A 24,105-nucleotide genomic window follows, 5' to 3' on the forward strand; every position below is an offset into this window, starting at 1 on the left:
CACCGCCCCGCCGCCCGGCGCACGACAACGCACCCCCGCGTGACGGCCGCCCGGTCGACGGCCCACCACGTGATGGCCGTTCGGTCGACGGCGCGCCGCGCGACGGCCGTCCCGTCGACGGCCCACCGCGCGACGGCCGCCCCATCGACGCACCCCCGCGCGACGGCCGCCCCGTCCGCGACGACGGCGTGGTCCGCGACCAGCGGCCACCTCGCGACGGCCAGCCGGTCCGCGACGACGTGCCCCCGAACGACGCCTGGCCGGTCCACGACGAGGCCCCGCCCCGCGAACCGCAGCGCCCGCGGCGCGTCCCGCCGCCGGGCCCCCCGCCCGCGCCGGGCCCACCCCCGCCGCGCGGCGGGCAGCCTCCCCGCGCCGGCGGTCCGGCCCCCACGCGCGTCCAGCCCGTGCCGCCGCTTCCGGGACCGCCCGGCCCGCCGTCGGTCCAGGGCAGGCTGCCGCAGCCCGCCCCGCCGGTGACCCCGCCCCCGGGCACCCCGGCCCCCGGGACGCCGCCGCCCGGCATCCCGGTGCCCCCGCGCGGCCGCGGCTCGCGGCGTCCCGCGCCGGTCCGGCCGTGGCAGGAGGAGGCCCAGCGCCCACCCGACCCGGAGGCCACGCGGTTCATCCCGCGCACCGCCGGCGTGCCGATGAACTCGCGCTGGCCGGTCGCCGACCCGGACGTCATGCGCCCGTACGACGCGCTGGCGACCCAGGTCATGCCGGCGCTCAAGGGGCCGCTGGTCAAGCCTCGACCGGGCGAAGAGGTCGAAGCGCCGGCCAAGGCGCCGTCGCTGGCCAAGGCGTCCGGCCGGATGGCGATCGCGTCGCTGATCAGCCGGATCACCGGCTTCCTGTGGAAGCTCCTGCTGGTCGCCGCGATCGGGCAGGGCATCGCGAACGACTCGTTCAACGTCGCCAACACGATGCCGAACATCATCTTCGAGCTGCTGATGGGTGGCGTGCTCGCCAGCGTCGTGGTGCCCCTGCTGGTGCGCTCGCAGGACGACCCCGACGGCGGCGCGGCCTACACCCAGCGGCTCATCACCGTGGCGTTCTCGCTGCTGCTGGTCGGCACGGTGGTCGCGGTCATCGCGGCCCCGGCGTTCACCAGCCTGTACGTCGACTCCTCCGGCAAGGCGAGCGCGGACCTCACCACGGCGTTCGCCTACCTGCTGCTGCCCGAGATCTTCTTCTACGGCGTGTTCGCGCTGCTCTCGGCGGTGCTGAACGCCAAGCAGATCTTCGGCCCCACCGCGTGGGCGCCGGTGATCAACAACCTGGTCGTCATCTTCACGATCCTCGTCGTCTGGGTCATGCCGGGCGACATCGACACCGCGAACGTGTCGATCACCGATCCGAAGGTGCTGACGCTCGGCATCGGCGTCACCGGCGGCATCGTCGCCCAGGCCCTGCTGCTGGTGCCGCCGCTGCTGCGGTCCGGCTTCCGGTTCAAGTGGCGCTGGGGCATCGACAAGCAGATGAAGGAGTTCGGCGGCCTCGCGCTCTGGATCCTCGGCTACGTCGCCGTCAGCCAGATCGGCTACACGATCAACACGCGCGTGCTGACCACCGGTTCACCCGGTGGTGTGACCGCGTACAGCAACGCCTGGCTGCTCTTCCAGCTGCCATACGGCGTCATCGGCGTCTCGCTGCTGACGGCGATCATGCCGCGGATGAGCCGCGCGGCCGCCGACGGCGACCACAAGAAGCTGATCGGCGACCTGTCGTACGCGTCCCGGATCTCGACGGTGATGCTCGTCCCGATCTCCGCGGTGATGACCGTGGTCGGCGGCTCGATCGGCATCGCGCTGTTCACCTTCGGCAAGGGCACCGTCGACACCGCCGAGCGGCTCGGCGACGCGCTCGCGATCTCGGCGTTCGCGCTGCTGCCGTACGCGCTGGTCATGCTCCAGATGCGCGTCTTCTACGCGATGAAGGACGCCCGCACGCCGACGCTGATCATGATCGTGATGACGCTGGTCAAGGTGCCGCTGCTGTACCTGTGCCCGGTGCTGCTGTCACCGGACAACGTCGTGCTCGGCGTCATGATGGTCAACGCGCTGACGTTCGTCGTCGGCGCGATCCTCGGCCAGGTCTGGCTCTGGGTGACGCTCGGCAACCTGCGCAGCAAGCGGGTGATCGGCGTGATCCTCTTCACGGTCGTCGCGAGCGCCCTCGGCGTCGGCGCGGCCTGGCTGGCCGGCCACGTCGTGCCGGACTCCTTCGGGCCCAAGCTCGGCGCGTGGGTCAAGCTCTTCCTGCAGGGCATCGTCGGCATCGTGGTGTCGTTCGGCGTGCTGATGGCGCTGAAGGTGGAGGAGCTGAAACCGGCCACGTCGAGGTTCACCCGGTTGATCAAGCGCGGGTAACGATTCCGGTACGGAAGGCGACGACTCGTGCGTCGTATTCTGGGTACCCTCGACAGCGGGGATCGAGCGGGAGCGAGTGAGGGTGGACACGAGGCGGAGCGAACAGGCGGGGGGTGCGAACCACGTGGGCAAGGCCCAGGTCGGATCGCTGGCCCCCGGGCGTGTGGTCGGCGACGGCCGCTACCGCCTCCTCGCGCAGTTCGGCGTGGACGAGCGGGGCGACGCGCACCTTTGGCGCGCCCGGGACGGGCAGCTGAAGCGGGACGTCGCGCTGACCCTGCTGGTCGGCGACCCGGCCGATCCCGAAGCCGCCCGGCTGGCCCGGCGGACCCTCGAGCGCGCCACGCACGCGTCCAAGTTCGGCCACGGCGGCGTCGCCCGCGTGCTCGACGTGCTCGCGCTCGGCAGCGGCATCACCTCCAGCGAGGGCCTGCTCGGCGTCGTCGTCGCGGAGTGGACCAAGGGCAGCGACCTGGTCGACCTCGTCGCGCAGCGGCCGGTGGCCCCCGCCGCGGCCGCGCGGATGGTGCAGGCGCTGGCCGAAGCCGTCGAACAGGCGCACCAGAACGGGCTCGTCCTCGGGCTCGACCACCCGCAGCGGCTGCGGCTGACGCCGAACGGCGCGCTCAAGCTCGCGTTCCCCGGCCCGCTGCCGGAGGCGACGCTGCGCGACGACGTCAAGGCGCTCGGCGCGGTCCTGTACCTGCTGCTGACCGGGCGCTGGGCGCTGCCCGGCGGCCCGCCCGCGATCCAGCCGGCCCCGCTGTCGCCGCAGGGCCGGATCGTCCCGCCGCGCCAGCTGGTGCCGACGGTCCCGGCCGACCTGTCGTCGCTGGCCGTCCGCACGATCGAGGACGGCGGCAACGGCGGCATCCGCACCAGCGCGGCCATCCTCCGCATGCTCGACCAGGTGGCCGAGGAGGAAGAGCGCACCCAGCTGATCAAGGCCGTCGGCGGTGACCCGGCCGAGGGCGAAGGCACCGTCTGGACGACGAAGAAGCCGGTCAAGGACGTCGCGCGACGCCGCAAACTCGCGCTCGGCGTCACCGTGCTGGTGGTCGCGACGGTCGTCATCCTCGCCTGGGGCGGGCTGATGCTGATCAACGTCTTCCAGGGCGACTCGAAGGCGAGCGGGCCGACGATCAACGTCGCCGCGCCGCCGGCGTCGAGCCAGTCCGCCGGGCAGCCGCCCGCGTCGTCGTCGGCGCCGGCCCCGCCGCCGTCGCCCGCCGTGGGTGCCGCGGTGAAGCCGGCCGCCGTCGCGGTCTACAACCCCGAGGGCAAGGGCGACAACACCGCGCGGGCGAAGTACGCGACCGACGGCAAGCCCGAGACCCAGTGGCGCACCGAGCAGTACAAGCAGCAGTTCCCCGCCATCAAGCCGGGCGTCGGGCTGGTCGTCACGTTCCAGGACCCGATCAACCTCAGCCAGGTGAAGGTCGAAGGCGGCACGCCGGGCACCAAGGTCGAGATCCGCTCGGCGACCGAGAAGAACCCGGACCTCGCGGACACGAAGGTCGTCGGCAACGGCGACCTGAAGGACGGCGAGACGACGATCCCGCTGGCTCAGCCGACGCAGGGCGAGTACTTCATCGTCTGGATCACCCAGCTGGGCGGCGACGACGGGAAGTACCAGACGGAAATCGCCGACCTGACGTTCCTGCCTGCGGGGTGACGCACCCGACAGGGTCAGTAGGCTCTGCCGGGTGACAGCTGCAGCTCCCACGGATGCGGATCTGATAGCGGCTCACGCCGCGGGGGACCCCCATGCGTTCAGCGAACTCGTCCAGCGACATCGCGACCGCATGTGGGCGGTCGCGCTGCGCACGGTCCGCGACCCGGAGGAGGCCGCCGACGCGTTGCAGGACGCGTTCATCTCGGCGTTCCGGGCCGCCGACAAGTTCCGCGCGGAGTCGCAGGTCACGACGTGGCTGCACCGGATCGTGGTGAACGCCTGCCTCGACCGGATCCGCCGCCGCCAGGCCCGCCCGACCGTGCCGCTGCCGGAGACCGGCTTCAACGAGCCGGCCACCCCGCGCGACTCGATGGCCGAGCGGGAGACGAGCCTGCTCGTGCGCGAGGCGCTCGACCAGCTCCCCGAGGAGCAGCGCGCCCCGATCGTGCTCGTCGACGTCGAGGGGTACTCGGTCGCGGAGACGGCGAAGATGCTGGGCATCGCCGAAGGCACGGTGAAGAGCCGGTGCGCGCGGGGCCGCGGAAAACTCGCGAAGGTTCTCGGGCACCTGCGGAACCCCGATGCGATTGCGAACGTCCCAACTCACGAAAGCAAACGGGCCGGGCGCCAGCCGGGTAGCGGGGAGGGACGATGACGGACGAAAGCCGGGGGATCGGGGGGACCGTCGGTCCGCCCTGGTCTGTCGACGTGCTCGCCGATCTCCACGCCGGCGTCCTGGACGACGATCGGGCGGCCGAGCTGTGGCCGCTGGTGAACGCCGACCCGGAGGCGCGGGAGATCCTGGCCGCCCTCGACGCGACGACGGCCGACCTGGCCTCGCTCGCCGACGCGCCCGCCCCGCCGATGCCCGCCGAGTACGCGGCCCGGCTGGACGCGGCGCTGGCCGCCGAAGCAGCCGCCAAGTTTCCGAACGCCGGGCAGGCAGCTCCGGCACCGCAGGGCGCCCAGGTGGTGGACCTCGCGGCGGCGCGGCGGCGGCGGAACAAGCGGCTCGGCTGGGCCGCCGGCGTCCTGACCGCGGCCGCGGCGGCGGTCGTCGCCGTGACCATCGCGATCCCGAACACCTCGCAGCAGAGCGGCACGCCGAACGTGGCGGCCCCGGCGCCGACGGGCCCGTCGGTCGGCAGCGACGGCAGCGGCGCGCAGGCACTGATCGGCAAGGCGGTCGGGGTCCGCGACTTCGGACCCCTGCAGAACGAAGACCGACTGGACGCGTGCATCGCGGCCGCCGGGCTCGACCCGAAGGTGCGGCCGGAGGGCATCCGCCCGGTGAACGTCGGCGGCAAGGCCGGGGTCATGATCATCCTGACCACCGGCAAGCTCGCGCAGTTCCGGCTCGTGGCCTTCGGCGCGGACTGCGGACCGGGGAACCCGGCCGTCTTGTTCGACAAGGTCGTTGGGGAGAAGTAGCGGCTGTCACCCCTGGGAACATGGCCACCTACGATCGTGTTGAGCCTGGTACAGGTCACTACGAGCGGAGGTCACGGGTGGCTGCCGAAGAAATCAGGAACCTGATCGTCGTCGGGTCGGGTCCTGCCGGATACACCGCTGCCGTCTACGCGGCGCGGGCCCAGCTGGAACCGCTGGTGTTCGAGGGCACGCAGTTCGGCGGCGCGCTGATGACGACGACCGAGGTCGAGAACTTCCCCGGGTTCCGCGACGGCATCATGGGTCCGGACCTGATGGAGGAGATGCGCAAGCAGGCCGAGCGCTTCGGCGCCGAGCTGCGCGCGGAGGACGTCGAGTCGCTGGAGCTGACCGGGGACGTCAAGTACGTCGTCGCGAACGGCAAGCGCTACGCCGCCCGCGCGGTCATCCTCGCGATGGGTGCCGCGGCGCGGTACCTGAACGTGCCGGGCGAGCAGGAGCTGCTCGGCCGCGGTGTGTCGGCCTGTGCGACCTGTGACGGCTTCTTCTTCCGCGACCACGACATCGTGGTCGCCGGCGGTGGCGACTCGGCGATGGAGGAGGCGACCTTCCTGACGAAGTTCGCGAAGTCCGTCACGATCGTCCACCGGCGCGACGAGTTCCGCGCGTCCAAGATCATGCTCGAGCGCGCCCGCGCGAACGAGAAGATCAAGTGGAAGCTGAACTCGCAGATCACCGAGGTGCTCGGCGACGGCAAGGTCGAAGCCCTGAAGCTGAAGGACACCAAGGACGGCACGGAGTCGACGCTGGACGTGTCGGGCTTCTTCGTCGCGATCGGCCACGACCCCCGCAGCCAGCTGGTGAAGGGGCAGGTCGACCTGGACGAGGACGGCTACGTCGTGACGAAGGGCAAGACGTCCTTCACGAACCTCGATGGCGTCTTCGCGGCCGGCGATCTGGTGGACCGCACCTACCGGCAGGCGATCACCGCGGCCGGTTCCGGGTGCAGTGCCGCGATCGACGCGGAACGATGGCTCGCGGAGCACGGCGAATCGGACGCGCACGAGGCGGCCGAGCTCGTCGGCGGCGGCTACGGCGCGGGCACCAACTGACTTTCCGGCGTTCAACCACCCCTTGGAGGAGAAACCATGGCCAACACCGTCAAGGTGACCGACGCGACGTTCGTCGACGAGGTCCTGACCAGCGAGAAGCCGGTCCTCGTCGACTTCTGGGCCACCTGGTGCGGCCCGTGCAAGATGGTCGCCCCGGTGCTCGAGGAGATCGCGGCCGAGAAGGGCGACAAGCTGACGATCGCCAAGATCGACATCGACGAGAACCCGAACACACCGCGTGACTACCAGGTGATGTCCATCCCGACGCTGATCCTGTTCCAGGGCGGCAAGCCGGTGAAGCAGATCGTCGGCGCCAAGCCGAAGGCCGCGCTGCTGTCGGACCTCGCCGACGTCCTCTGAGTTCCAGTACTCCCGGCGGACCCGGGGCCTGCGAGAACCCTCTCGTGGACCCCGGGTCCGTCGCCGTTCGGGGGAATGTGGGCGGCGTGGGTGAATAGAGCGTGACGACGGCCACGGTGGGTACTCCACGATCGGGCCCTTGACGTACCTACCGGGCCTGCGCTGTCACCCAGAGTTGGCAAGGCACAATAGAGGACCTGGGCCCGTCCCAGCGAAGGTTTTCTTGCCACGCACCGAGCCCCCCGACTCGGTGCCCTAGGAAAGAGCGAGGAGTGCATGCGGGTACTCCGCCGCGGTGACGCCGGTCCGGACGTCGCCGAGATCAGGTCCATCCTGGCCGGGATGGACCTGCTCCCGCCGGTCACCGGTACCGACGACTACGGCACGTTCGACGTCGCCGTCGAGCACGCCGTCCGTGCCTTCCAGCAGCGCCGTGGGCTGATGACCGACGGCATCGTGGGTCCGGCGACCTTCCAGGCGCTCAAGGGCGCCAGCTACCACCTGGGCAGCCGCCCGCTGTCCTACATGATTTCGTCGCCGGTGCACGGCGACGACGTCTTCACGCTCCAGGAGCGGCTCACCGAGCTCGGCTTCGACGCCGGCCGCCCCGACGGCTACTTCGGCCCGGCCACCGAGCGCGCGCTCAAGACGTTCCAGCGCGACATGCGCCTGACGCCGGACGGCGTCTGCGGCCCGGCGACCATCCGGGAGCTGCACCGCCTGTCCTCGCCGCGGGCCCGCGGCGGGCGCCCCGTGTTCCTGCGCGAGCAGGAGCAGGTGCGCCAGGCCGGCCCGCGGCTGCGCGGCAAGCGCATCGTGATCGACCCCGGCCACGGCGGCGACGACCTCGGCGTGGTCGCCGGCGGCCTGCGTGAAGCCGACATCGCCTGGGACCTCGCGCGCCGCCTCGAAGGCCGGATGAAGGCCACGGGCATGGAGGCGCTGATCTCCCGCGGCCCGAACCACAGCCCGACCGAGCTGGAGCGCGCCAAGTTCGCCAACGACGCCGGCGCGGACCTGTTCCTGTCGCTGCACAGCGACAAGAACCCGTCGCCGCGCGCGCAGGGGGTCGCGAGCTTCCACTTCGGCAACGGCAACGGCACGACGTCCACGGTGGGCGAGCTGCTGGCCGGCTTCATCCAGCGTGAAGTCGCGGCCCGCACCGGCATGCTGGACTGCCGCACGCACTACAAGTCGTGGGACATCTTCACCCGCACCCGCTGCCCGGCGGTCCGGGTCGAGATCGGCTACCTGACGAACCCGGACGACGCCCGCAAGCTCGGCGACCCGGCGTTCCGCGACATCGTCGCCGAGGGCATCCTGATCGCCGTCAAGCGCCTGTACCTGCTCGGCGAGGGCGACCAGCCGACGGGAACGTTCACGTTCGCCGACGTCCTGGCGCACGAGCTCGCCAAGGCCGAATAGGGCCGACCACAACCCCTAGCGGCTCACCTTCACCTGCCCCACCACCCCTGGGGACGCACGCGCTGCGTCCCCAGGTTTCGGGGCAGTCATCCACAGGTTTTCCACCGCGCCTATCAGCGCTCTGTGGATAACTCGGCACTTCTTCCACATGTGTGCACACGTGCGTCGCGCCCGTGCTCAGGCACGGGCGCAAACGTTTGCGGGGTGGGTCAGGCGCGGCCGAGACTGGGCTCGGCCGTCGTGATCGTCACCTGGCCGAGCAGCCGTTCCAGGGCCGCCTCGACGTCTTCCTTCCAGGTGATCGCCGACCGCAGCTCCAGGCGCAGCCGCGGCCACTTCTGGTGCGGGCGGACCGTCTTGAAGCCGACGCTCTGCAGGAACGCGGCCGGCAGCACGCAGCTGTGGCCGCCGTCCGGATCGGACTCGTCGGGACGGGCGTCGCCGAACGCTTCGATCGCGCGGACGCCGCGCTTGGTCAGGTCCTTGGCGACCGCCTGGACCAGCATCCGGCCGAGACCACCGCCGCGGAACTCCGGCAGGACCTGGAAGGCCGTCAGCAGGACCGCGTCCGCGCTGGGCGGGGACGTCGGGAAGGCCAGCGAGCGGGGGACGGCGTTCGGCGGGGCGTACAGCACGAACCCGACCGGCAAGGTGTCGCTGTAGACGATGCGGCCGCAGGAACCCCACTCGAGCAGGACGCTGGAGACCCAGGCTTCCTTCTCGACCTCGGTGGCGCCGAACTCCTCGGCCTGGTTCTTCAGGTGCGGGGCCAGCTCCCAGTACACGCACCTGCGGCAGCTCTTCGGCAGGTGCTCCAGGTTGTCCAGTGTGACGCCCACGACGCGACGCGACACCCGCGACCTCCCCTGACCTGCTGCTCCCGACCGGCCGCCCGGCCGTCAAGCCGCGTTCGACCGCGGCACGACACAGGAGCCACGGTCGAGGATAGGCCGATGTGACGAGCGCCGAAAGGCCAGGGGGTCCGGATGGGTGCCCGGTTACACTCGACGGGATCTGCTGCGCTCCGCACAGGCAGCCCATCCACCGAGCCCCGGGTGAATCGTCGATGACCGAGAACCGCCCCAGCAAGCCGCACAGCGGCCGTCAGAACCTCGACCCGCACCTCGAGCGGTACGCCGCGCGCACCGCCGGGATGACCGCTTCCGAGATCCGGGCGCTGTTCGCGGTCGCCAGCCGGCCCGAGGTGGTTTCGCTGGCCGGCGGCATGCCGAACCTCGCGGCGCTCCCGCTCGACACGCTGTCGGCGCAGGTGGCGGAGATCATCGCCGAGGACGGCCTCGTCGCGCTGCAGTACGGCTCGGCGCACGGCGTCCCGGTGCTGCGTGAGCAGATCTGCGAGATCATGGCCCTGGAGGGCATCAAGGCCCACCCGGACGACGTCGTGGTGACCGTCGGCTCCCAGATGGGCCTGGACATGGTCACGCGGCTGTTCTGCGACCCGGGTGACGTCGTGATCGCCGAAGGTCCCTCGTACGTCGGCGCGCTGGGCTCGTTCGCCGCGTACCAGGCGCAGGTCGTGCACGTCGCGATGGACGACCAGGGCTTGGTGCCATCGCTGCTGCGCGAAGCACTCGACCGGACCGAGAAGGCCGGCCGCCGGGTCAAGTTCCTCTACACGATCCCGAACTTCCACAACCCCGCCGGCGTCACGCTGGCCGTCGAGCGCCGCGCGGAGATCCTGGAGATCTGCCGCGAGCACGGCGTGCTGGTCGTCGAAGACAACCCGTACGGGTTGCTCGGGTTCGACGGCCAGACGTACCCGGCGCTGCGCTCGACCGACCCCGACAACGTCGTGTACCTCGGTTCGTTCTCCAAGACCTTCGCCTCCGGCCTGCGCGTCGGCTGGGTGCTCGCGCCGCACGCCGTGCGCGAGAAGCTCGTGCTGGCCGCGGAGTCGGCGACGCTGTGCCCGCCGACGTTCAACCAGATGATCGTGTCGCGCTACCTGGCCACGCACGACTGGAAGGGCCAGATCAAGAAGTTCCGCGAGAACTACCGCGAGCGGCGGGACGCGATCCTGTCCGCGCTCGACCAGTACCTGCCCCCGGGCTGCTCGTGGACCAAGCCGGACGGCGGTTTCTACGTCTGGGTGACGGTGCCGGAAGGCGTCGACACGAAGGCGATGCTGCCGCGTGCGGTGACCGCGCGGGTGGCGTACGCGTCCGGCACCGGCTTCTACGCCGACGGGTTCGGCAGCCGGCAGATGCGGCTGTCCTACTGCTACCCGACGCCGGAGCGGATCCGCGAGGGAGTCCGGCGGCTCGCCGCGGTGCTGGAGTCCGAAATGGACCTCGCGCGCACCTTCGGTAACGTGAGCGCGCGCCAGATCCAGGGGCCCCAGAACCCGTCCCCGGACACGGTCTAATCCTGTTCGCAGCTAAGGAGTTTCCACGGTGGTCGACCGTACCGTTGCCGTGCTCGCCGGCGGGCTTTCGCACGAACGCGACGTCTCGCTGAGGTCCGGGCGGCGGCTCTCCGCGGCGCTCAAGTCCGAAGGCCTCGGCATCGAGGAGTGGGACACCGACGCGGGGCTGCTGGAGCGCCTGCGCACCCAGCGGCCGGACGCGGTGGTCGTCGCCCTGCACGGCGGCGAGGGCGAGAACGGCTCGGTGCAGACGGTGCTGGAGATGCTGGACGTGCCGTTCGTCGGCACCGGCTCCCAGGGCTGCCGCCGCGCGTGGGACAAGCCGACCGCGAAGGCGCTCATCGAGAACGCCGGGTTCACGACGCCGGGCTGGGTGGTGCTCCCGCACAGCACGTTCCGCGAGCTGGGCGCCCAGGCGGTCCTCGACGCGATGGTCGAGCGCCTCGGCCTGCCGCTGATCCTCAAGCCCGACCAGGGTGGTTCGGCGCTCGGCACCCAGGTGGTCCGCGAGGCCGCGGAGCTGCCGGCGGCGATGGTCGGCTGCTTCGCGTACGGCGACACCGTGCTCGCCGAGCGGTTCGTGGACGGCGTCGAGGTGGCCGTCACGGTCATCGAGGGCGAGAACGGGCCGGAGGCCCTGCCCGCGGTCGAGATCGTGCCGGAGAGCGGCGTGTACGACTACACGGCCCGCTACACGGCCGGCCTGACGGACTTCTTCACCCCGGCCCGCCTCGACGACGCCGCGGCCAAGGCGGTGGCCGAGCTGGCCGTCGCCGCGCACCGCGTACTCGGGCTGCGGGACATCTCCCGCACCGACGCGGTCGTCGCGCCGGACGGCACGGTGCACTTCCTCGAAGTGAACCCGTCGCCGGGTCTCACCGAGACGTCGACGGTGCCGATGGCGATCGAGGCCGCGGGCAAGTCGCTCGGCACGGTGTTCGGCGAACTCATCGGGCGCGCGATCTCGCGCTGACTCCAGACACGCGAAAGGCCGCCTCGGAATCTCCGTGGCGGCCTTTTTCGTGTGATCACCAGCTGTGGTCACCGCGACTGCTTTGCGCAATCATCACCGTGACGAAACACCCCGGGGTGATCCCTAATCGGTTTTCGGTGTCTGATTCGCCCCATTCGGATCGATCATCGCGACGATCCGCTCGAGGTCGTCGACCGAGCCGAACTCGAGCGTGATCCGGCCCTTGCGGCGGCCGAGGTCGACCTTCACGCGGGTGTCGAAGCGGTCCGAAAGCCGGTTCGCGAGCTCCTGCAGCCCCGGCGCCTGGATCGGCTTGCGCGGCGCGGGCTTCGGCTTGGCCGGCTTCTCGCTCTTCTTGAGCGTGACGGCTTCCTCGGTCGCCCGGACCGACATGCCCTCCGCGACGATCCGCGCGGCGAGCTCTTCCTGGCTTTCGGCGTCCTCCAGCGAGAGCAACGCGCGCGCGTGCCCGGCGGACAGGACGCCCGCGGCCACCCGCCGCTGCACCGGCAGGGGGAGCTTCAGCAGCCGGATCGTGTTGGTGATGACCGGGCGGCTGCGGCCGATCCGGCTCGCCAGTTCCTCGTGCGTGACCGCGAACTCGTCGAGCAGCTGCTGGTACGCCGCCGCCTCTTCGAGCGGGTTCAGCTGGACGCGGTGGATGTTCTCCAGGAGCGCGTCGCGCAGCATCGACTCGTCGGCGGTCTGCCGGACGATCGCCGGGATCGCTTCGAGCTCCGCCTGCTGCGACGCGCGCAGCCGGCGCTCGCCCATGACGAGCTCGTACTCGTCGTTGCCGAGCTCGCGGACCACGATGGGCTGCATGAGCCCGAACTCGCGGATCGAGTGCTCGAGTTCGGCGAGCGCGTCTTCGTCGAAGACCTGGCGCGGCTGCTTCGGGTTCGGCTTGATCGAGCTGACCGGGATCTCGCGGTAGACCGCGCCGGCGACCTCGCCGCCGTGCTGCTTCGCCTGACCGTTCGCCGCGAACCAGCCCTTGTCCTCAGCCGCCTTCTTGTCCGCCGCCCCGTCCGCGGGCGCGGGCAGCGGACCGCCCGTGGCGGGTCCGGTCGGGATCAGGGCGGCGAGGCCGCGCCCCAGCCCTCCTCGGCGCTCGGTCATGTCGAACTACCCTTCTCCAACTGTGCGCCGCGCTCGGCGATCTCCTTGGCCGCGTCGACGTAGCTCATCGCACCGCGCGAACCAGGATCGTAAGCGAGGACGGTCTGGCCGTACCCGGGTGCCTCCGACACCTTCACGCTGCGGGGGATGACGGTCTTCAGCACGGTGTCGCCGAAGTGGTTGCGCACCTCGTTCGTCACCTGGTCGGCCAGCTTGGTCCGGCCGTCGTACATGGTGAGGAGGATCGTCGAGACGTGCAGCTCGCGGTTGAGGTGCTGCTGCACGAGCTCGATGTTGCTCAGCAGCTGCCCGAGACCTTCGAGCGCGTAGTACTCGCACTGGATCGGGATGAGCACCTCCTGCGCGGCGACCATCGCGTTGACCGTCAGCAGGCCGAGCGAGGGCGGGCAGTCGATGAAGACGTAGTCGACGCCGATCTGGTCGAGGATCTCCGAGGAGATGGCCTCCTTGAGCCGGGACTCGCGGGACGCCATCGAGACAAGCTCGATCTCGGCACCGGCGAGGTCGATCGTCGCGGGGACGCAGAAGAGGTTGGGGGACTGCTCGGTGGGCTGCGCGGCGTCCGCGAGCGTCACCTCGCCGATGAGCACCTCGTAGATGGACGGCGTCCCGGACCGGTGGTCGACGTCGAGCGCGGTGCTCGCGTTGCCCTGCGGGTCGAGGTCGACGACGAGCGTCTTGAGCCCGTGGACGGCGAGCGCGGCGGCGAGGTTGACCGTGCTGGTGGTCTTGCCGACGCCGCCCTTCTGGTTGGCGACGGTCAGCACGCGACGGCGGCCGGGGCGGGGGAGTTCCCCCTCCTTCGGGTGCAGCAGACGCGCGGCGCGGGCGGCTTCTTCGGCGATCGGGGTCCAGCCCACGTCGGGGGTGGTCTCCGTGGAGTCGGACGGCGGGGGATTCACCGGTCTCGACACCTCCTCCATGTAGACGTCTGGTCGGTGGTCGAGTCGCGTCGTTTCACGTGGAACATGGCGACCCGTTAACGCTTCCTGCTCCGCGCCTTCGGCTTGCTTGCTGGGAGGCGACGGATCTTCACGACCGTGCTGGGGACCTCTAGTACCGCGGCACCACATTCGACGATCAGTGGGTCGGCCCCGCCGGCCTTGCGGATGGCGGCGCCGTCCCGCTCGATCTCGTCCGCCGCGCTGGCGCCCTTGAGGGCGACCAGGAAGCCATCGGGACGAACGAGCGGCAAGCACCAGTCCGCGAGCCGGGCGAGCGGGGCGACCGCGCGAGCGGTGACGATGTCGGCGCCACCGAGCTGCTCACGCACAGGCCGCTCCTCCGCGCGTCCACGGACGACAGTGATCGGGAGTTCCAGCTTCTCGGCCACCTCGGCCAGCCAGTCCACCCGGCGGGCCATCGGTTCGAGCAAGACGATATCGAGGTCCGGTCGCGCGATCGCGAGCGGTACTCCCGGAAGCCCGGCACCCGATCCGACATCGACGACGCGGGCACCCTCGGGCATCTGCTCACCGATGACGGCCGAGTTGAGGACGTGCCGCTCCCACAGCCGCTCGACCTCCCGCGGCCCGATCAGCCCGCGCTCGACGCCATGACGCTCGAGGAGTTCGACGTACCCGGCGGCTTGGTCGACGTGCTCGCCGAACACTCGCTCCGCCGCCTGCTCCAAGCTCACTCCGGCTACTCCTCATCCGCCGGTTTCACGTGAAACCGCGCTCGTTCGATTGTCCCCGATGAACCCGAGAAGACGAGCCGACAGTCCGAAGATGTGGACAACTCCACTCAGCCGGCCGCCGCTGTAGCCGGTTCCACGTGAAACATCACCCGTGTAATTCGCTCGACCGCGGCGCCGCGTTGCCCAACCGGATGCCGCTGAAGCCGAGGGTGCTCGCCGCGGCGGTGTCGACGAACGGCCATAGATCCGGCATCACCCGCAACTCGATGCCTGCCTCCTCGTGCAGCGCCAGCAGATCGCCGACGCGCTCCGGAGGACCGAGTGGCTCGACCGGCACGGTCGCCACGACCGCGTGGGCGTGGGTACCGAACGGCCGGAACGGACCCGCCGAGAAGCGGTACGCGTACAACCGGACCGATCGCATCTCCTCGAGCCAGCCGTATTCGATCGCGTGCACCCGACCGGTCCCGAGCCACGCCCGGTCGGCGTCCGTCGTCGACGGCACCACCCACGCCATCGCCCGCGGGCACTGGCGTGGGAACCAGTAGTCCGGTGCCCGCTCCGGACCGACCGCCCAGACGTACGCCTCCGGCTGCCGGGCCGTCGCGGCGACGTGCGGCTCGAAGCGGGTGATCGTCGGGTCCTCCGAGAAGTGGACGACCTCGCCGGGTGCCGGGCGCATACCCGAAAAGAAAGCGGCCCCACCTGACCGAGTCAAGTGGGGCCGCTTCCGGCAGAACCGGGATCAGGACTCCGGGAAGATCACCACGCGGCGCTTCGGGTCTTCGCCCTCGCTCTCGCTCGTCACGCCGGAGACCGCCGCCACCGCGTCGTGGACGACCTTGCGCTCGAACGGGCTCATCGGCTGCAGCCGCACCCGCTCACCGCTCTGCAGGACCGACTCCGCCGTCGACCGGCCGAGCTCGCGCAGCTCCTCGCGGCGGTCCGCGCGCCAGCCCGCGATGTCCAGCATCAGCCGGCTGCGGGAGCCCGTCTCCTGCTGGACCGCCAGGCGGGTCAGCTCCTGCAGCGCCTCGAGCACCGTGCCGCGCGGGCCGACGAGCTTCTCGAGGTCCTCGCCGCCGTCGATGCTCACGATCGCGCGGCCGGCTTCGACGTCCAGGTCGATGTCGCCGTCGTAGTCGAGCAGGTCCAGCAGGCGCTCGAGGTAGTCGCCGGCGATGTCGCCCTCCTGGACGAGGATGTCGTCACCGCCCGCCTTCTCCTCGCCCGCCGCGTCCGCTGCCGCGGCCGGGGTCACGTCGTCCTTATCGGCGTCGATCGTGTCGATCGTCTCCGACATCATTCGTCTCCTCTCCGAACCGGTCGCGCCTCAGCGGCGCTTCCGGCCCGACTTCCTGGTCGAGTCCTTGAGAAGGCCCGGCACCCCGGTGCCGTTGTCCTTCGAACCGTTCTGGCCGCTCGTGTCGGCCGGGGTCTGGTCGCCGTCGGCCGCGGCAGCAGCAGCCGACGTGGTCTGCGCGAAGCCGTGGGCCGAGCCCGCCTTCGTGACCTTCTTCGGCGTGCCGCCCTGGGCCGGCTGGTTCTTCTTCTGCTGGACCGGCTTCTGGCCGACCTTCGGCGCGGTCGGCTTCTGCCCCGGCTTCGGGCCGAGCGACGCGCGCTTCTCGGCGGCCTCCGCCTTGCGGGCCGCCTCTTCCTTGTCGATCTTCGTGTAGACGAGGCGCTGCTGCATCAGGGTCCAGCCGTTGTTCGCCAGCCAGTAGAAGAGGAGGCCGAGCGGGAACAGCGCACCGAAGACGAGCACACCGAGCGGGAACACGTACATCGTCAGCTTGTTCATGATCGCGGTCTGCGGGGTGGCCGACGCGGCGTTCTGCCGGGCCACCGAGTGCCGCGCGGTGAGGTGCGTGGCGATCGACGCGACGATCATCAGCGGCAGCGCCACCGGGAGCACGTTCCAGTGCCAGCCCGACGCGCCGGTGCCGCCGATGGCGGTGACGCCGTTGTGGATCGCCTCGCCGATGTTGACGCCGAACAGCTTCGCGTTGACGTACGACTCGACGTCGTGCTGGTTGAAGAAGTAGTTCTCGGTCTTCGGCCCGCCGCCCTTCGGCTGGATCGTGAAGGCGCGCAGGACCCAGTTCAGACCGATGAACACCGGGATCTGGAGCAGCATCGGCAGGCAGCTGCCGAGCGGATTGACGCCGTGCTCCTTCTGGAGCTTCTGCATCTCCGCGGCCTGGCGCTGCCGGTCGTTCGCGTACTTCTTCTGGATCTTCTTCATCTCCGGCGCGAAGTCCTGCATCTTCTTCATCGACCGGACCTGGTTCACGAACGGCTTGAACATGATGCCGCGGACGGTGAACGTCAGGAAGATGATGCCGAGGATCCAGGAGATCGCCGTGGCTTCCCCGAAGACGAACCCGAAGACCTTGTGCCAACACCAGAGGATGAAGGACACGGGGTAGTAGATGAAATCGAGCACTGCTGCTACTCCTCGATCGGTGTATCAGGTCGTCGGTGGCGCCACGAGAACTCCTCGGGCACGGGATCGCGGCCGGGCGGTGTCCACGGGCCGCAGCGCAACAGCCGGCGCAGCGCGAGGTAGGAGCCGCGGCCGGCGCCGTGCCGGGTGAGGGCTTCGACTGCGTACGCGCTGCAGCTCGGGTAGAACCGGCAAGCCGGCGGGAGGAAGGGCGAGATCGCCTTGCGGTAGAGCTTGATGGGGAGCAACAGGACCCAGGCGACGGGACCGGGCCGCGGGGGCGGGGTCTCCGCAGCGTCATGCTCGGAGTGTTCGTGCGTTGAGTCGTGCTCGGGGGTGGCTCGCATGCCGGTCACACCGCTGATCCGTGGTCGGGGGCCGCGTCGGCGGGACGCGCCGGGCGGGGGGCATCCCCGGCCGGCCGGCCCGGCACCAGTCCCAGCCGACGCAGTGCGGCGTCGAGATCGGCTCCGAGCTCGGCGCTGGACGCGGTCGCGGACGGCGGCAATGCCCTAACGACCAACGCACTGCCGGGCGGCAGGGTTCCGAGCCGGGCCGAAACGAGGTGACGCAGCCGCCGGGTGACGCGGTGGCGGACCACCGAGTTGCCGACGGCCTTGCTCACCACAAAACCCGCCCTGGCCCCCGGCACGGTGGTGGATCGCACAGTGTCGGTGGCCCCGGACGGGTCCGTGGTCAGCGCGTGGACGACGAGGCGGCGCCTGCCTGCCCGGGACCCGCGACGGAGAACCACGCGGAAATCCTCACTCCGCCGCAGACGTGCGGCAGCAGGCAGCACGGCGCGCCCCGACGTGCCGGATCAGGCGGACAGCGCGGCGCGGCCCTTGCGACGGCGGGCCGCCAGGATGGCCCGGCCGGCGCGGGTCCGCATGCGCAGGCGGAACCCGTGGGTCTTCGCGCGGCGGCGGTTGTTCGGCTGGAAGGTGCGCTTACCCTTGCTCACTGCTTCTCCTGTGTGTCGCGTCGGGCGGAAAGATTCCCTTCCCGCCTGGCGTGTCGTGCGGGCGCACGGCAGTCTCTGGTGTCTCCTACCAACGTGTGGCCTCGTCACGACGAGCGACGACAACGTGGGCACGCGAAACGCACCCGTCGCATACGGGAGACCTTACGAGGGTACGCACCCCCGTCGGGCGGCCGGTAAGCACCCCCTCGGCCACGGTCCGCGACCGGCTCGCGGCGGCGGGACCGTCGACGCCGGGGCACCGAATGGCAACACGCCGTACACCGTGAAATGCTTGCGACCCAGGATGCCTTGTGGCAGCGAGCAGGGCTTGTTAGCGTGCCTCTCTCGGGTCACCGGTCGAGGTGCACGAGTATCCGGGTGGTGGAGTGCCCACCGGCGTACGACGAGCCCGCAGGTGGCGTCGCCGCGGGTCGCCGTACATTAGTGCACAGCTGTGGACAACTATGTGGATATTCGCTGTGCCGGTGCACACGCGGGTCCGCTGATGCGTACCGGACCGCGTGACCAGGGGCGTTCGGCCGTCCACGCCGACGAGGGGAGGGGAGCCAGACCGGTGTCGGAGCACCAGCACAATCTGGGCGTCATCTGGGAACAGGTGGTACGCGAACTGTCCGACGGGACCCTGTCCCCCCAGCAGCGCGCGTGGATGCGCGTGACCCGCCCGATCGGCCTGCTCGACGGCACCGCCCTGCTGGCGGCCCCCAGCGACTTCGCGAAGGAAGCGATCGAACGCGGCCTGCGCGGTGCGATCACCGACGCCCTTTCCCGGCGGCTCGGCCGCGCCATCTCTCTCGCGGTGAAGGTGGACAGCGCCGAGACCGTCGCGCCGTCGCCCGCGCCCCGGTACGTGCCGTCACCCGGCCGGGTGGAAAACGGCGCGAGCCCCGAGCCCGCTCCCGCGCTGCCGGGCAACGGCGCGCCGATGATGCCGCCGCCGCGTCCCGAACCCGCGCCGCCGATGCCGCCGCACCCCTCCGTCGTGGCGAAGCCGGACGACGGCGACGACACCGACGAAGAGGTGGACGAGGAAGGCGAGGCGCTCGCCGCCGTCCACGAGATCTGGCCGACGTTCTCCGGTCAGCCGATCGCCGGCCAGCCCTACACCGCGCCGGCGCAGCCGCAGACGTCGAAGACGAAGCTGAACGAGAAGTACACCTTCGACACGTTCGTCATCGGCGCGTCCAACCGCTTCGCGCACGCGGCCGCGGTCGCCGTCGCCGAAGCGCCGGCCCGCGCGTACAACCCGCTCTTCATCTGGGGCGAGTCCGGGCTCGGCAAGACGCACCTGCTGCACGCGGTCGGGCACTACGCGCAACGGCTGTTCCCCGGCATGCGCGTCCGGTACGTCTCGACCGAAGAGTTCACGAACGACTTCATCAACTCGCTGCGCGACGACCGCAAGGTCGCGTTCCAGCGGCGCTACCGCGACATCGACATCCTGCTCGTCGACGACATCCAGTTCCTGGAGGGCAAGGAAGGTACGCAGGAAGAGTTCTTCCACACCTTCAACACCCTCCACAACGCGAACAAGCAGATCGTCGTCAGCTCCGACCGCCCGCCCAAGCGCCTCGAAACGCTGGAAGACCGGCTGCGGACGCGGTTCGAGTGGGGCCTCATCACCGACATCCAGCCGCCCGAACTCGAGACGCGCATCGCGATCCTCCGGAAGAAGGCGGCGCAGGACCGGCTGGCGGTGCCCGGCGAGGTCCTCGAGTTCATCGCTTCGCGCGTCGAGGCGAACATCCGCGAACTCGAAGGCGCGCTCATCCGCGTCACGGCGTTCGCGTCGCTGAACCAGCAGCCGGTCGACGTCGGCCTCGCGGAAATCGTGCTGCGGGACCTGATCCCGGACTCGCACGCGCCGGAGATCACCGCGCCGACCATCATGGGTGTCACGGCGGAGTTCTTCGACGTGACGCTCGACGACCTGTGCGGCCCCGGCAAGACGAAGGCGCTCGCCACCGCCCGCCAGATCGCGATGTACCTCTGCCGCGAGCTCACCGACATGTCGCTGCCGAAGATCGGGCAGACGTTCGGCGGCCGCGACCACACGACCGTCATGCACGCGGACAAGAAGATCCGCAAGGAAATGGCCGAGCGCCGGCGCATCTACGACCAGGTGCAGGAGCTGACGTCGCGCATCAAGCAGCGCGCCCGCCAGTAGCACATCCCTTACCTCCCAACGACTTCGGGGCGTCCGCTCAATGTGGACGCCCCTTCGTCGTCTTCGGACGAAGTCGGGAAAATTCTTTGTACACAAGGAAGTTTCCCCATGGTGTGGGCGGATTGCCCACAGTGCCAACGGATCTCCCATCAGCGACGACGCCGAAACCGTCCACACCCCGCCCACAGGTGATCCACAGCGCATCCACACCCTTGTCCACGCTGATTCCACAGGTTGCCCACATTCTGTGCACAGGACGGCCCGGTCACTCGGTAGGGCGAACCGGACGCCGCCGCGCACCCCCAGACCCTGGGGACGGATCGCCCCACACCTGGGGACAACCGTGGGGACAACTCGCCCCGGCTGTGGACGAATCGGGGGACGCCCGAAACCATCCACGGACGGCCCGATCTACCCACAGGACTGCCACCACGGTTCTCCACATGCCCGCGAGCGCTCCGACCTGCGCGAACGAGCTCGATCCACACAATCCACACCGCTTACTACTGCTACTGCCTTTAGATCTCTTCTAAGAGAGAACAAAACAAAAACAGGCGATGGACGAAGTTGGGGACAGCCGCGAGAACGTGTCGGCAAGTCGACAAACTCAAGGGGAGGCCGAGGTGACGGCGGGGCCCGCGACGGCCTAACGTGGACGCCTGCACCTGGTCCGCGCTCCGGCCGCTCACGCGGGAGGGCGGACCGGCCGGAGGGGGCAGCCGGTCACTGCCCCGCGAGAACGAGGCCTGGCCCGAGCCACGAGCGCTCGGTCGTCGAAAGGATGCGCGCATGAAGATCCGCGTCGAGCGTGACGGGCTCGCCGACGCCGTCGCGTGGGTGGCCAGAAGCCTCCCCTCCCGGCCTCCCGTGCCGGTTCTCGGCGGTGTCCTCCTCGACGCCGGTTCGGACGGCGACACCGACGCGCTGACGGTCTCCGGCTTCGACTACGAGGTCTCCGCCACGGTCGGCGTCCCGGCGACGATCGCCGACGGCGGCCGCCTGCTGGTCTCCGGGCGCCTCCTCGCCGACATCACCAAGGCGCTGCCGGCGCAACCGGTCGAGATCTCCGTCGACGGCGCGCGCGCCACCATCACGTGCGGCACCGCGCGGTTCTCCCTGCCGACCATGCCGGTCGAGGACTACCCGCAGCTGCCGTCCCAGCCCGCCTTCGCCGGCGAGCTCGCGGGCGACGCGTTCGGCCAGGCCGTCACCCAGGTCGTCGTCGCCGCGGGCAAGGACGACACGCTCCCGATGCTCACCGGCATGCGGCTGGAGATCTCCGGCAGCTCGCTGACCCTCGTCGCGACCGACCGGTTCCGGCTCGCCATGCGCGAGTTCACCTGGCAGCCGGCCGAGGGGCTGGCCGACGCCGCGGTGCTCGTCCCGGCGCGCACCCTCGCCGAGGCCGCCAAGACGCTCGGCGCGAGCGGCGCCACGATCCGTCTCGCGCTCGCCAGCGGCGAGGGCCTGCTCGGCCTGTCCGGTTCCGGCCGCTACACGACGACCCGCCTGCTCGACGCGGAGTTCCCGCCGTACCGCCAGCTGCTGCCCGCGTCGCACACCTCACGCGCGGTCATCGACGTGTCCGCTCTCACCGAGTCCATCAAGCGCGTTTCGCTGGTGGCGGAGCGGGGGACTCAGGTACGACTGGAGTTCGGGGACAACACGCTGCGGTTGTCCGCGGGCGGCGACGACGAAGGAAGCGCCGAAGAGGAGCTTCAGGTCGAGTACGAAGGTGAGCCGGTGACCATCGCGTTCAACCCGGGTTACCTCGTCGACGGCCTCGGCGCGCTCCACAGCGACCGGGCGGAGCTGACGTTCACCACGCCGAACCGGCCGGCGCTGATCAAGCCCGCCGACCCCGAGGGCAACGTCGTCCCCGGCTACCTCTACCTCCTGATGCCGGTTCGGCTCCCGGGCTGATCCGCACTTCTCGTTAGCACGTAAGGGGATCTCGATGGTTCAGCTCGGTCTGATCGGCCTGGGCAAGATGGGCTTCAACATGCGTGAGCGGCTGCGCGCGGCCGGTCACGAGGTGGTCGGCTACGACCGCAACCCGGACGTCAGCGACACGACGTCGCTCGAGGACCTAGTGTCCAAACTGGACGGCCCGCGGATCGTCTGGATCATGGTCCCGGCCGGCGAGCCGACCCGGCAGACCGTCACCGAGCTGAGCAACCTGCTTTCCGCCGGCGACATGGTGATCGACGGCGGCAACTCGAAGTACACCGACGACAAGCTGAACGCCGAGCTGCTGGCGGCGAAGAACATCGGCTACGTCGACTGCGGTGTGTCCGGCGGCGTGTGGGGCAAGGACAACGGCTACGGCCTGATGGTCGGCGGTGCGGCCGCCGACGTCGAGAAGGCGATGCCGATCTTCGACGCGCTGCGCCCGGAAGGCCCGCGCGAAGAAGGCTTCTCGCACGCCGGCGACGTCGGCGCGGGGCACTACGCGAAGATGATCCACAACGGCATCGAGTACGGCATGATGCAGGCCTTCGCCGAAGGCTTCGAGCTGCTCGAGGCCGCGAAGGTCGTCAAGGACGTGCCCGCGGTGATCAAGGGCTGGCAGCGCGGCACGGTCGTCCGGTCCTGGCTGCTCGACCTGCTCGTCCGCGCGCTCGACGAAGACCCGGAGCTGGACGACCTCGAGGGCTACGTCGAGGATTCCGGCGAAGGCCGCTGGACGCTGGAAGAGGCGATCAACAACGCGGTGCCGGCGCCGGTCATCTCGGCCGCGCTGTTCGCGCGGTTCGCCTCGCGCCAGGAGCACTCGGCCGCGATGCGCGCGGTGGCCGCGCTGCGCAACCAGTTCGGCGGGCACGCCGTGAAGAAGGTCACCGGGTAAGGAGCAGCTGGTGTATCTGCGTCACCTGCAGGTCACCGACTTCCGCTCCTGGCCGCAGGCCGATCTCGCGCTCGAACCGGGGCCGACCGTGCTGGTCGGCCAGAACGGTCGCGGCAAGACCAACCTGCTGGAGGCGATCGGGTACGTCGCGACGCTGGGCTCGCACCGCGTCGCGACGGACGCCCCGCTGATCCGGCACGGCTGCGAGCGCGCGCTGGTGCGGGTCGCGGTGGTCAACGACGACCGCGAGCTGACCGTCGAGCTCGAGATCACCGCCGGCCGCGCGAACCGCGCCCGGGTCAACCGCGGCGCGGTCGGCCGACCGCGCGATGTGCTCGGGATCCTGCGCACGGTGCTGTTCTCGCCGGAGGACCTGGCGCTCGTCCGGGGCGACCCGAGCGAGCGGAGGCGGTTCCTCGACGAGCTCCTGGTGCTGCGCGCGCCGCGGTACGCGGGCGTCCGGGCTGACTACGAGAAGGTGCTGAAGCAGCGCAACGCCCTGCTCAAGACGGCGGGGAAACGGCGTACGGGCCGCGAAGACCCGTACGCGCTCTCGACGCTGGAAGTCTGGGACGACCACCTCTCGGTGGCGGGCGCGGAGCTGCTGGCGGCGCGCCTGAACCTCGTCGCGGACCTCGGGCCGTACGCGGCCGCGGCGTACATGGGGGTCGCCCCGGACTCGCGGCCGGCGAAGATCGCGTACAAGTCGTCGCTGGGTGACGCCCTGCCGGAGACGTACGGCGTACCGGATGGCGAACGGGCGCAACCCGAGGTGCTCAAGGACGTCTTACTCAAGGCGCTCGGCGAGGCCCGGAAGGCCGAGCTCGAGCGCGGGATCAGCCTGGTCGGCCCGCACCGGGACGAGCTGGAGCTGATCCTGGGCCAGGCGCCGGCCAAGGGGTACGCGAGCCACGGCGAGTCGTGGTCGTTCGCGCTCGCCCTCCGGCTCGGCAGTTACGAGCTGCTGCGCGGGGAGGCGGGCGAGCCGGTGCTGCTGCTCGACGACGTGTTCGCCGAACTGGACCGCAAGCGCCGGGCCCGGCTGGCCGAGGTGGCCGCGAGCGCCGAACAGGTGCTGGTGACCGCCGCGGTCGACGAAGACGTGCCGAGCGAGCTGGCCGGCGGCCGGTTCGTGGTGGCGGATGGCGAGATCACGCGTGGCTGAGCAGCACGAACCGGGGTCGG

At 70.6% G+C, this 24,105-nt stretch carries 23 protein-coding genes; 13 read left to right on the plus strand and 10 right to left on the minus strand.

What is annotated here, in order from left to right; genetic code table 11:
- The first annotated feature begins 650 nt into the window (after positions 1-650).
- The 7 genes from murJ (at position 651) to AB0J40_RS06695 (ending at position 8,333) form a co-directional block, all read left to right on the plus strand.
- Positions 651-2,372, plus strand: a complete 1,722-nt coding sequence (gene murJ / locus AB0J40_RS06665; RefSeq protein WP_364448730.1) for a murein biosynthesis integral membrane protein MurJ — start codon at positions 651-653, stop codon at positions 2,370-2,372.
- Positions 2,373-2,496: 124 nt separating this feature from the next.
- Positions 2,497-4,047 (plus strand): protein kinase family protein, encoded by a 1,551-nt coding sequence (locus AB0J40_RS06670; protein WP_364448519.1) that lies wholly within the window; start codon positions 2,497-2,499, stop codon positions 4,045-4,047.
- Positions 4,048-4,078: 31 nt separating this feature from the next.
- Complete coding sequence (gene sigM / locus AB0J40_RS06675) at positions 4,079-4,702, plus strand: RNA polymerase sigma factor SigM (protein ID WP_103353831.1); 624 nt, start codon at positions 4,079-4,081, stop codon at positions 4,700-4,702.
- The gene (locus AB0J40_RS06680) at positions 4,699-5,478 is read left to right on the plus strand and encodes a hypothetical protein (protein ID WP_364448522.1); all 780 of its coding nucleotides are present in this window, start codon (positions 4,699-4,701) and stop codon (positions 5,476-5,478) included. Before sigM ends, AB0J40_RS06680 begins: the two co-directional genes overlap by 4 nt.
- Before the next feature lie 77 nt (positions 5,479-5,555).
- Positions 5,556-6,548: a thioredoxin-disulfide reductase gene (gene trxB, locus AB0J40_RS06685; RefSeq protein WP_364448525.1), complete on the plus strand. Its 993-nt coding sequence runs from the start codon at positions 5,556-5,558 to the stop codon at positions 6,546-6,548.
- Between the two features lie 36 nt (positions 6,549-6,584).
- Positions 6,585-6,908 carry a thioredoxin gene (gene trxA / locus AB0J40_RS06690; RefSeq protein WP_072475336.1) on the plus strand — a complete coding sequence of 108 codons (324 nt, stop codon included), beginning with the start codon at positions 6,585-6,587 and terminating at the stop codon, positions 6,906-6,908.
- A 276-nt stretch (positions 6,909-7,184) separates the two neighbouring features.
- Entirely contained in the window at positions 7,185-8,333 is a 1,149-nt protein-coding gene (locus AB0J40_RS06695) for an N-acetylmuramoyl-L-alanine amidase (protein ID WP_364448528.1), read from the plus strand.
- A 209-nt stretch (positions 8,334-8,542) separates the two neighbouring features.
- Here AB0J40_RS06695 and AB0J40_RS06700 read toward each other — a convergent pair whose 3' ends face one another.
- Positions 8,543-9,187, minus strand: coding sequence for a GNAT family N-acetyltransferase (locus AB0J40_RS06700; protein ID WP_323325249.1), 645 nt, complete (start codon positions 9,185-9,187; stop codon positions 8,543-8,545).
- Positions 9,188-9,399: 212 nt separating this feature from the next.
- Here AB0J40_RS06700 and AB0J40_RS06705 point away from each other — a divergent pair, with 212 nt between their 5' ends.
- Both AB0J40_RS06705 and AB0J40_RS06710 read left to right on the plus strand, forming a co-directional pair.
- Entirely contained in the window at positions 9,400-10,719 is a 1,320-nt protein-coding gene (locus AB0J40_RS06705) for a PLP-dependent aminotransferase family protein (protein WP_364448531.1), read from the plus strand.
- Between the two features lie 28 nt (positions 10,720-10,747).
- On the plus strand, positions 10,748-11,692 hold the full coding sequence (locus AB0J40_RS06710) for a D-alanine--D-alanine ligase (protein WP_364448534.1): 945 nt from the start codon (positions 10,748-10,750) through the stop codon (positions 11,690-11,692).
- Between the two features lie 123 nt (positions 11,693-11,815).
- Here AB0J40_RS06710 and AB0J40_RS06715 read toward each other — a convergent pair whose 3' ends face one another.
- The 9 genes from AB0J40_RS06715 to rpmH form a co-directional block, all read right to left on the minus strand.
- Positions 11,816-12,814 carry a ParB/RepB/Spo0J family partition protein gene (locus tag AB0J40_RS06715; protein WP_364448536.1) on the minus strand — a complete coding sequence of 333 codons (999 nt, stop codon included), beginning with the start codon at positions 12,812-12,814 and terminating at the stop codon, positions 11,816-11,818.
- Positions 12,811-13,758, minus strand: coding sequence for a ParA family protein (locus tag AB0J40_RS06720; protein WP_364448539.1), 948 nt, complete (start codon positions 13,756-13,758; stop codon positions 12,811-12,813). Before AB0J40_RS06720 ends, AB0J40_RS06715 begins: the two co-directional genes overlap by 4 nt.
- Positions 13,759-13,814: 56 nt before the next feature.
- The gene (rsmG, locus tag AB0J40_RS06725) at positions 13,815-14,474 is read right to left on the minus strand and encodes a 16S rRNA (guanine(527)-N(7))-methyltransferase RsmG (protein ID WP_364448542.1); all 660 of its coding nucleotides are present in this window, start codon (positions 14,472-14,474) and stop codon (positions 13,815-13,817) included.
- 145 nt (positions 14,475-14,619) lie between these two features.
- The gene (locus AB0J40_RS06730) at positions 14,620-15,156 is read right to left on the minus strand and encodes a DUF6886 family protein (protein ID WP_364448544.1); all 537 of its coding nucleotides are present in this window, start codon (positions 15,154-15,156) and stop codon (positions 14,620-14,622) included.
- A gap of 63 nt (positions 15,157-15,219) precedes the next feature.
- Positions 15,220-15,777: a R3H domain-containing nucleic acid-binding protein gene (locus tag AB0J40_RS06735; RefSeq protein ID WP_364448547.1), complete on the minus strand. Its 558-nt coding sequence runs from the start codon at positions 15,775-15,777 to the stop codon at positions 15,220-15,222.
- Positions 15,778-15,807: 30 nt separating this feature from the next.
- The gene (yidC, locus tag AB0J40_RS06740) at positions 15,808-16,923 is read right to left on the minus strand and encodes a membrane protein insertase YidC (protein WP_364448549.1); all 1,116 of its coding nucleotides are present in this window, start codon (positions 16,921-16,923) and stop codon (positions 15,808-15,810) included.
- A gap of 5 nt (positions 16,924-16,928) precedes the next feature.
- Positions 16,929-17,270 carry a membrane protein insertion efficiency factor YidD gene (gene yidD / locus AB0J40_RS06745; protein ID WP_364448551.1) on the minus strand — a complete coding sequence of 114 codons (342 nt, stop codon included), beginning with the start codon at positions 17,268-17,270 and terminating at the stop codon, positions 16,929-16,931.
- A gap of 5 nt (positions 17,271-17,275) precedes the next feature.
- Positions 17,276-17,722, minus strand: coding sequence for a ribonuclease P protein component (rnpA, locus tag AB0J40_RS06750; RefSeq protein ID WP_364448553.1), 447 nt, complete (start codon positions 17,720-17,722; stop codon positions 17,276-17,278).
- Between the two features lie 21 nt (positions 17,723-17,743).
- Entirely contained in the window at positions 17,744-17,887 is a 144-nt protein-coding gene (rpmH, locus tag AB0J40_RS06755; protein WP_043787046.1) for a 50S ribosomal protein L34, read from the minus strand.
- 574 nt (positions 17,888-18,461) lie between these two features.
- Between rpmH and dnaA the strand changes: the two genes are divergently transcribed.
- From dnaA to recF, 4 genes are all read left to right on the plus strand, one after another.
- Entirely contained in the window at positions 18,462-20,072 is a 1,611-nt protein-coding gene (gene dnaA, locus AB0J40_RS06760; protein ID WP_364448555.1) for a chromosomal replication initiator protein DnaA, read from the plus strand.
- 789 nt (positions 20,073-20,861) lie between these two features.
- Positions 20,862-21,995 carry a DNA polymerase III subunit beta gene (gene dnaN / locus AB0J40_RS06765; RefSeq protein WP_364448558.1) on the plus strand — a complete coding sequence of 378 codons (1,134 nt, stop codon included), beginning with the start codon at positions 20,862-20,864 and terminating at the stop codon, positions 21,993-21,995.
- A gap of 34 nt (positions 21,996-22,029) precedes the next feature.
- A complete protein-coding gene (gene gnd, locus AB0J40_RS06770) occupies positions 22,030-22,920 on the plus strand; it encodes a phosphogluconate dehydrogenase (NAD(+)-dependent, decarboxylating) (protein ID WP_364448560.1) in 891 nt (296 codons plus the stop codon).
- Between the two features lie 10 nt (positions 22,921-22,930).
- Positions 22,931-24,085: a DNA replication/repair protein RecF gene (gene recF, locus AB0J40_RS06775; protein ID WP_364448563.1), complete on the plus strand. Its 1,155-nt coding sequence runs from the start codon at positions 22,931-22,933 to the stop codon at positions 24,083-24,085.
- Positions 24,086-24,105: the final 20 nt, after the last annotated feature.

This window comes from Amycolatopsis sp. NPDC049691 (genome assembly GCF_040675005.1).
GTDB lineage: Bacteria > Actinomycetota > Actinomycetes > Mycobacteriales > Pseudonocardiaceae > Amycolatopsis.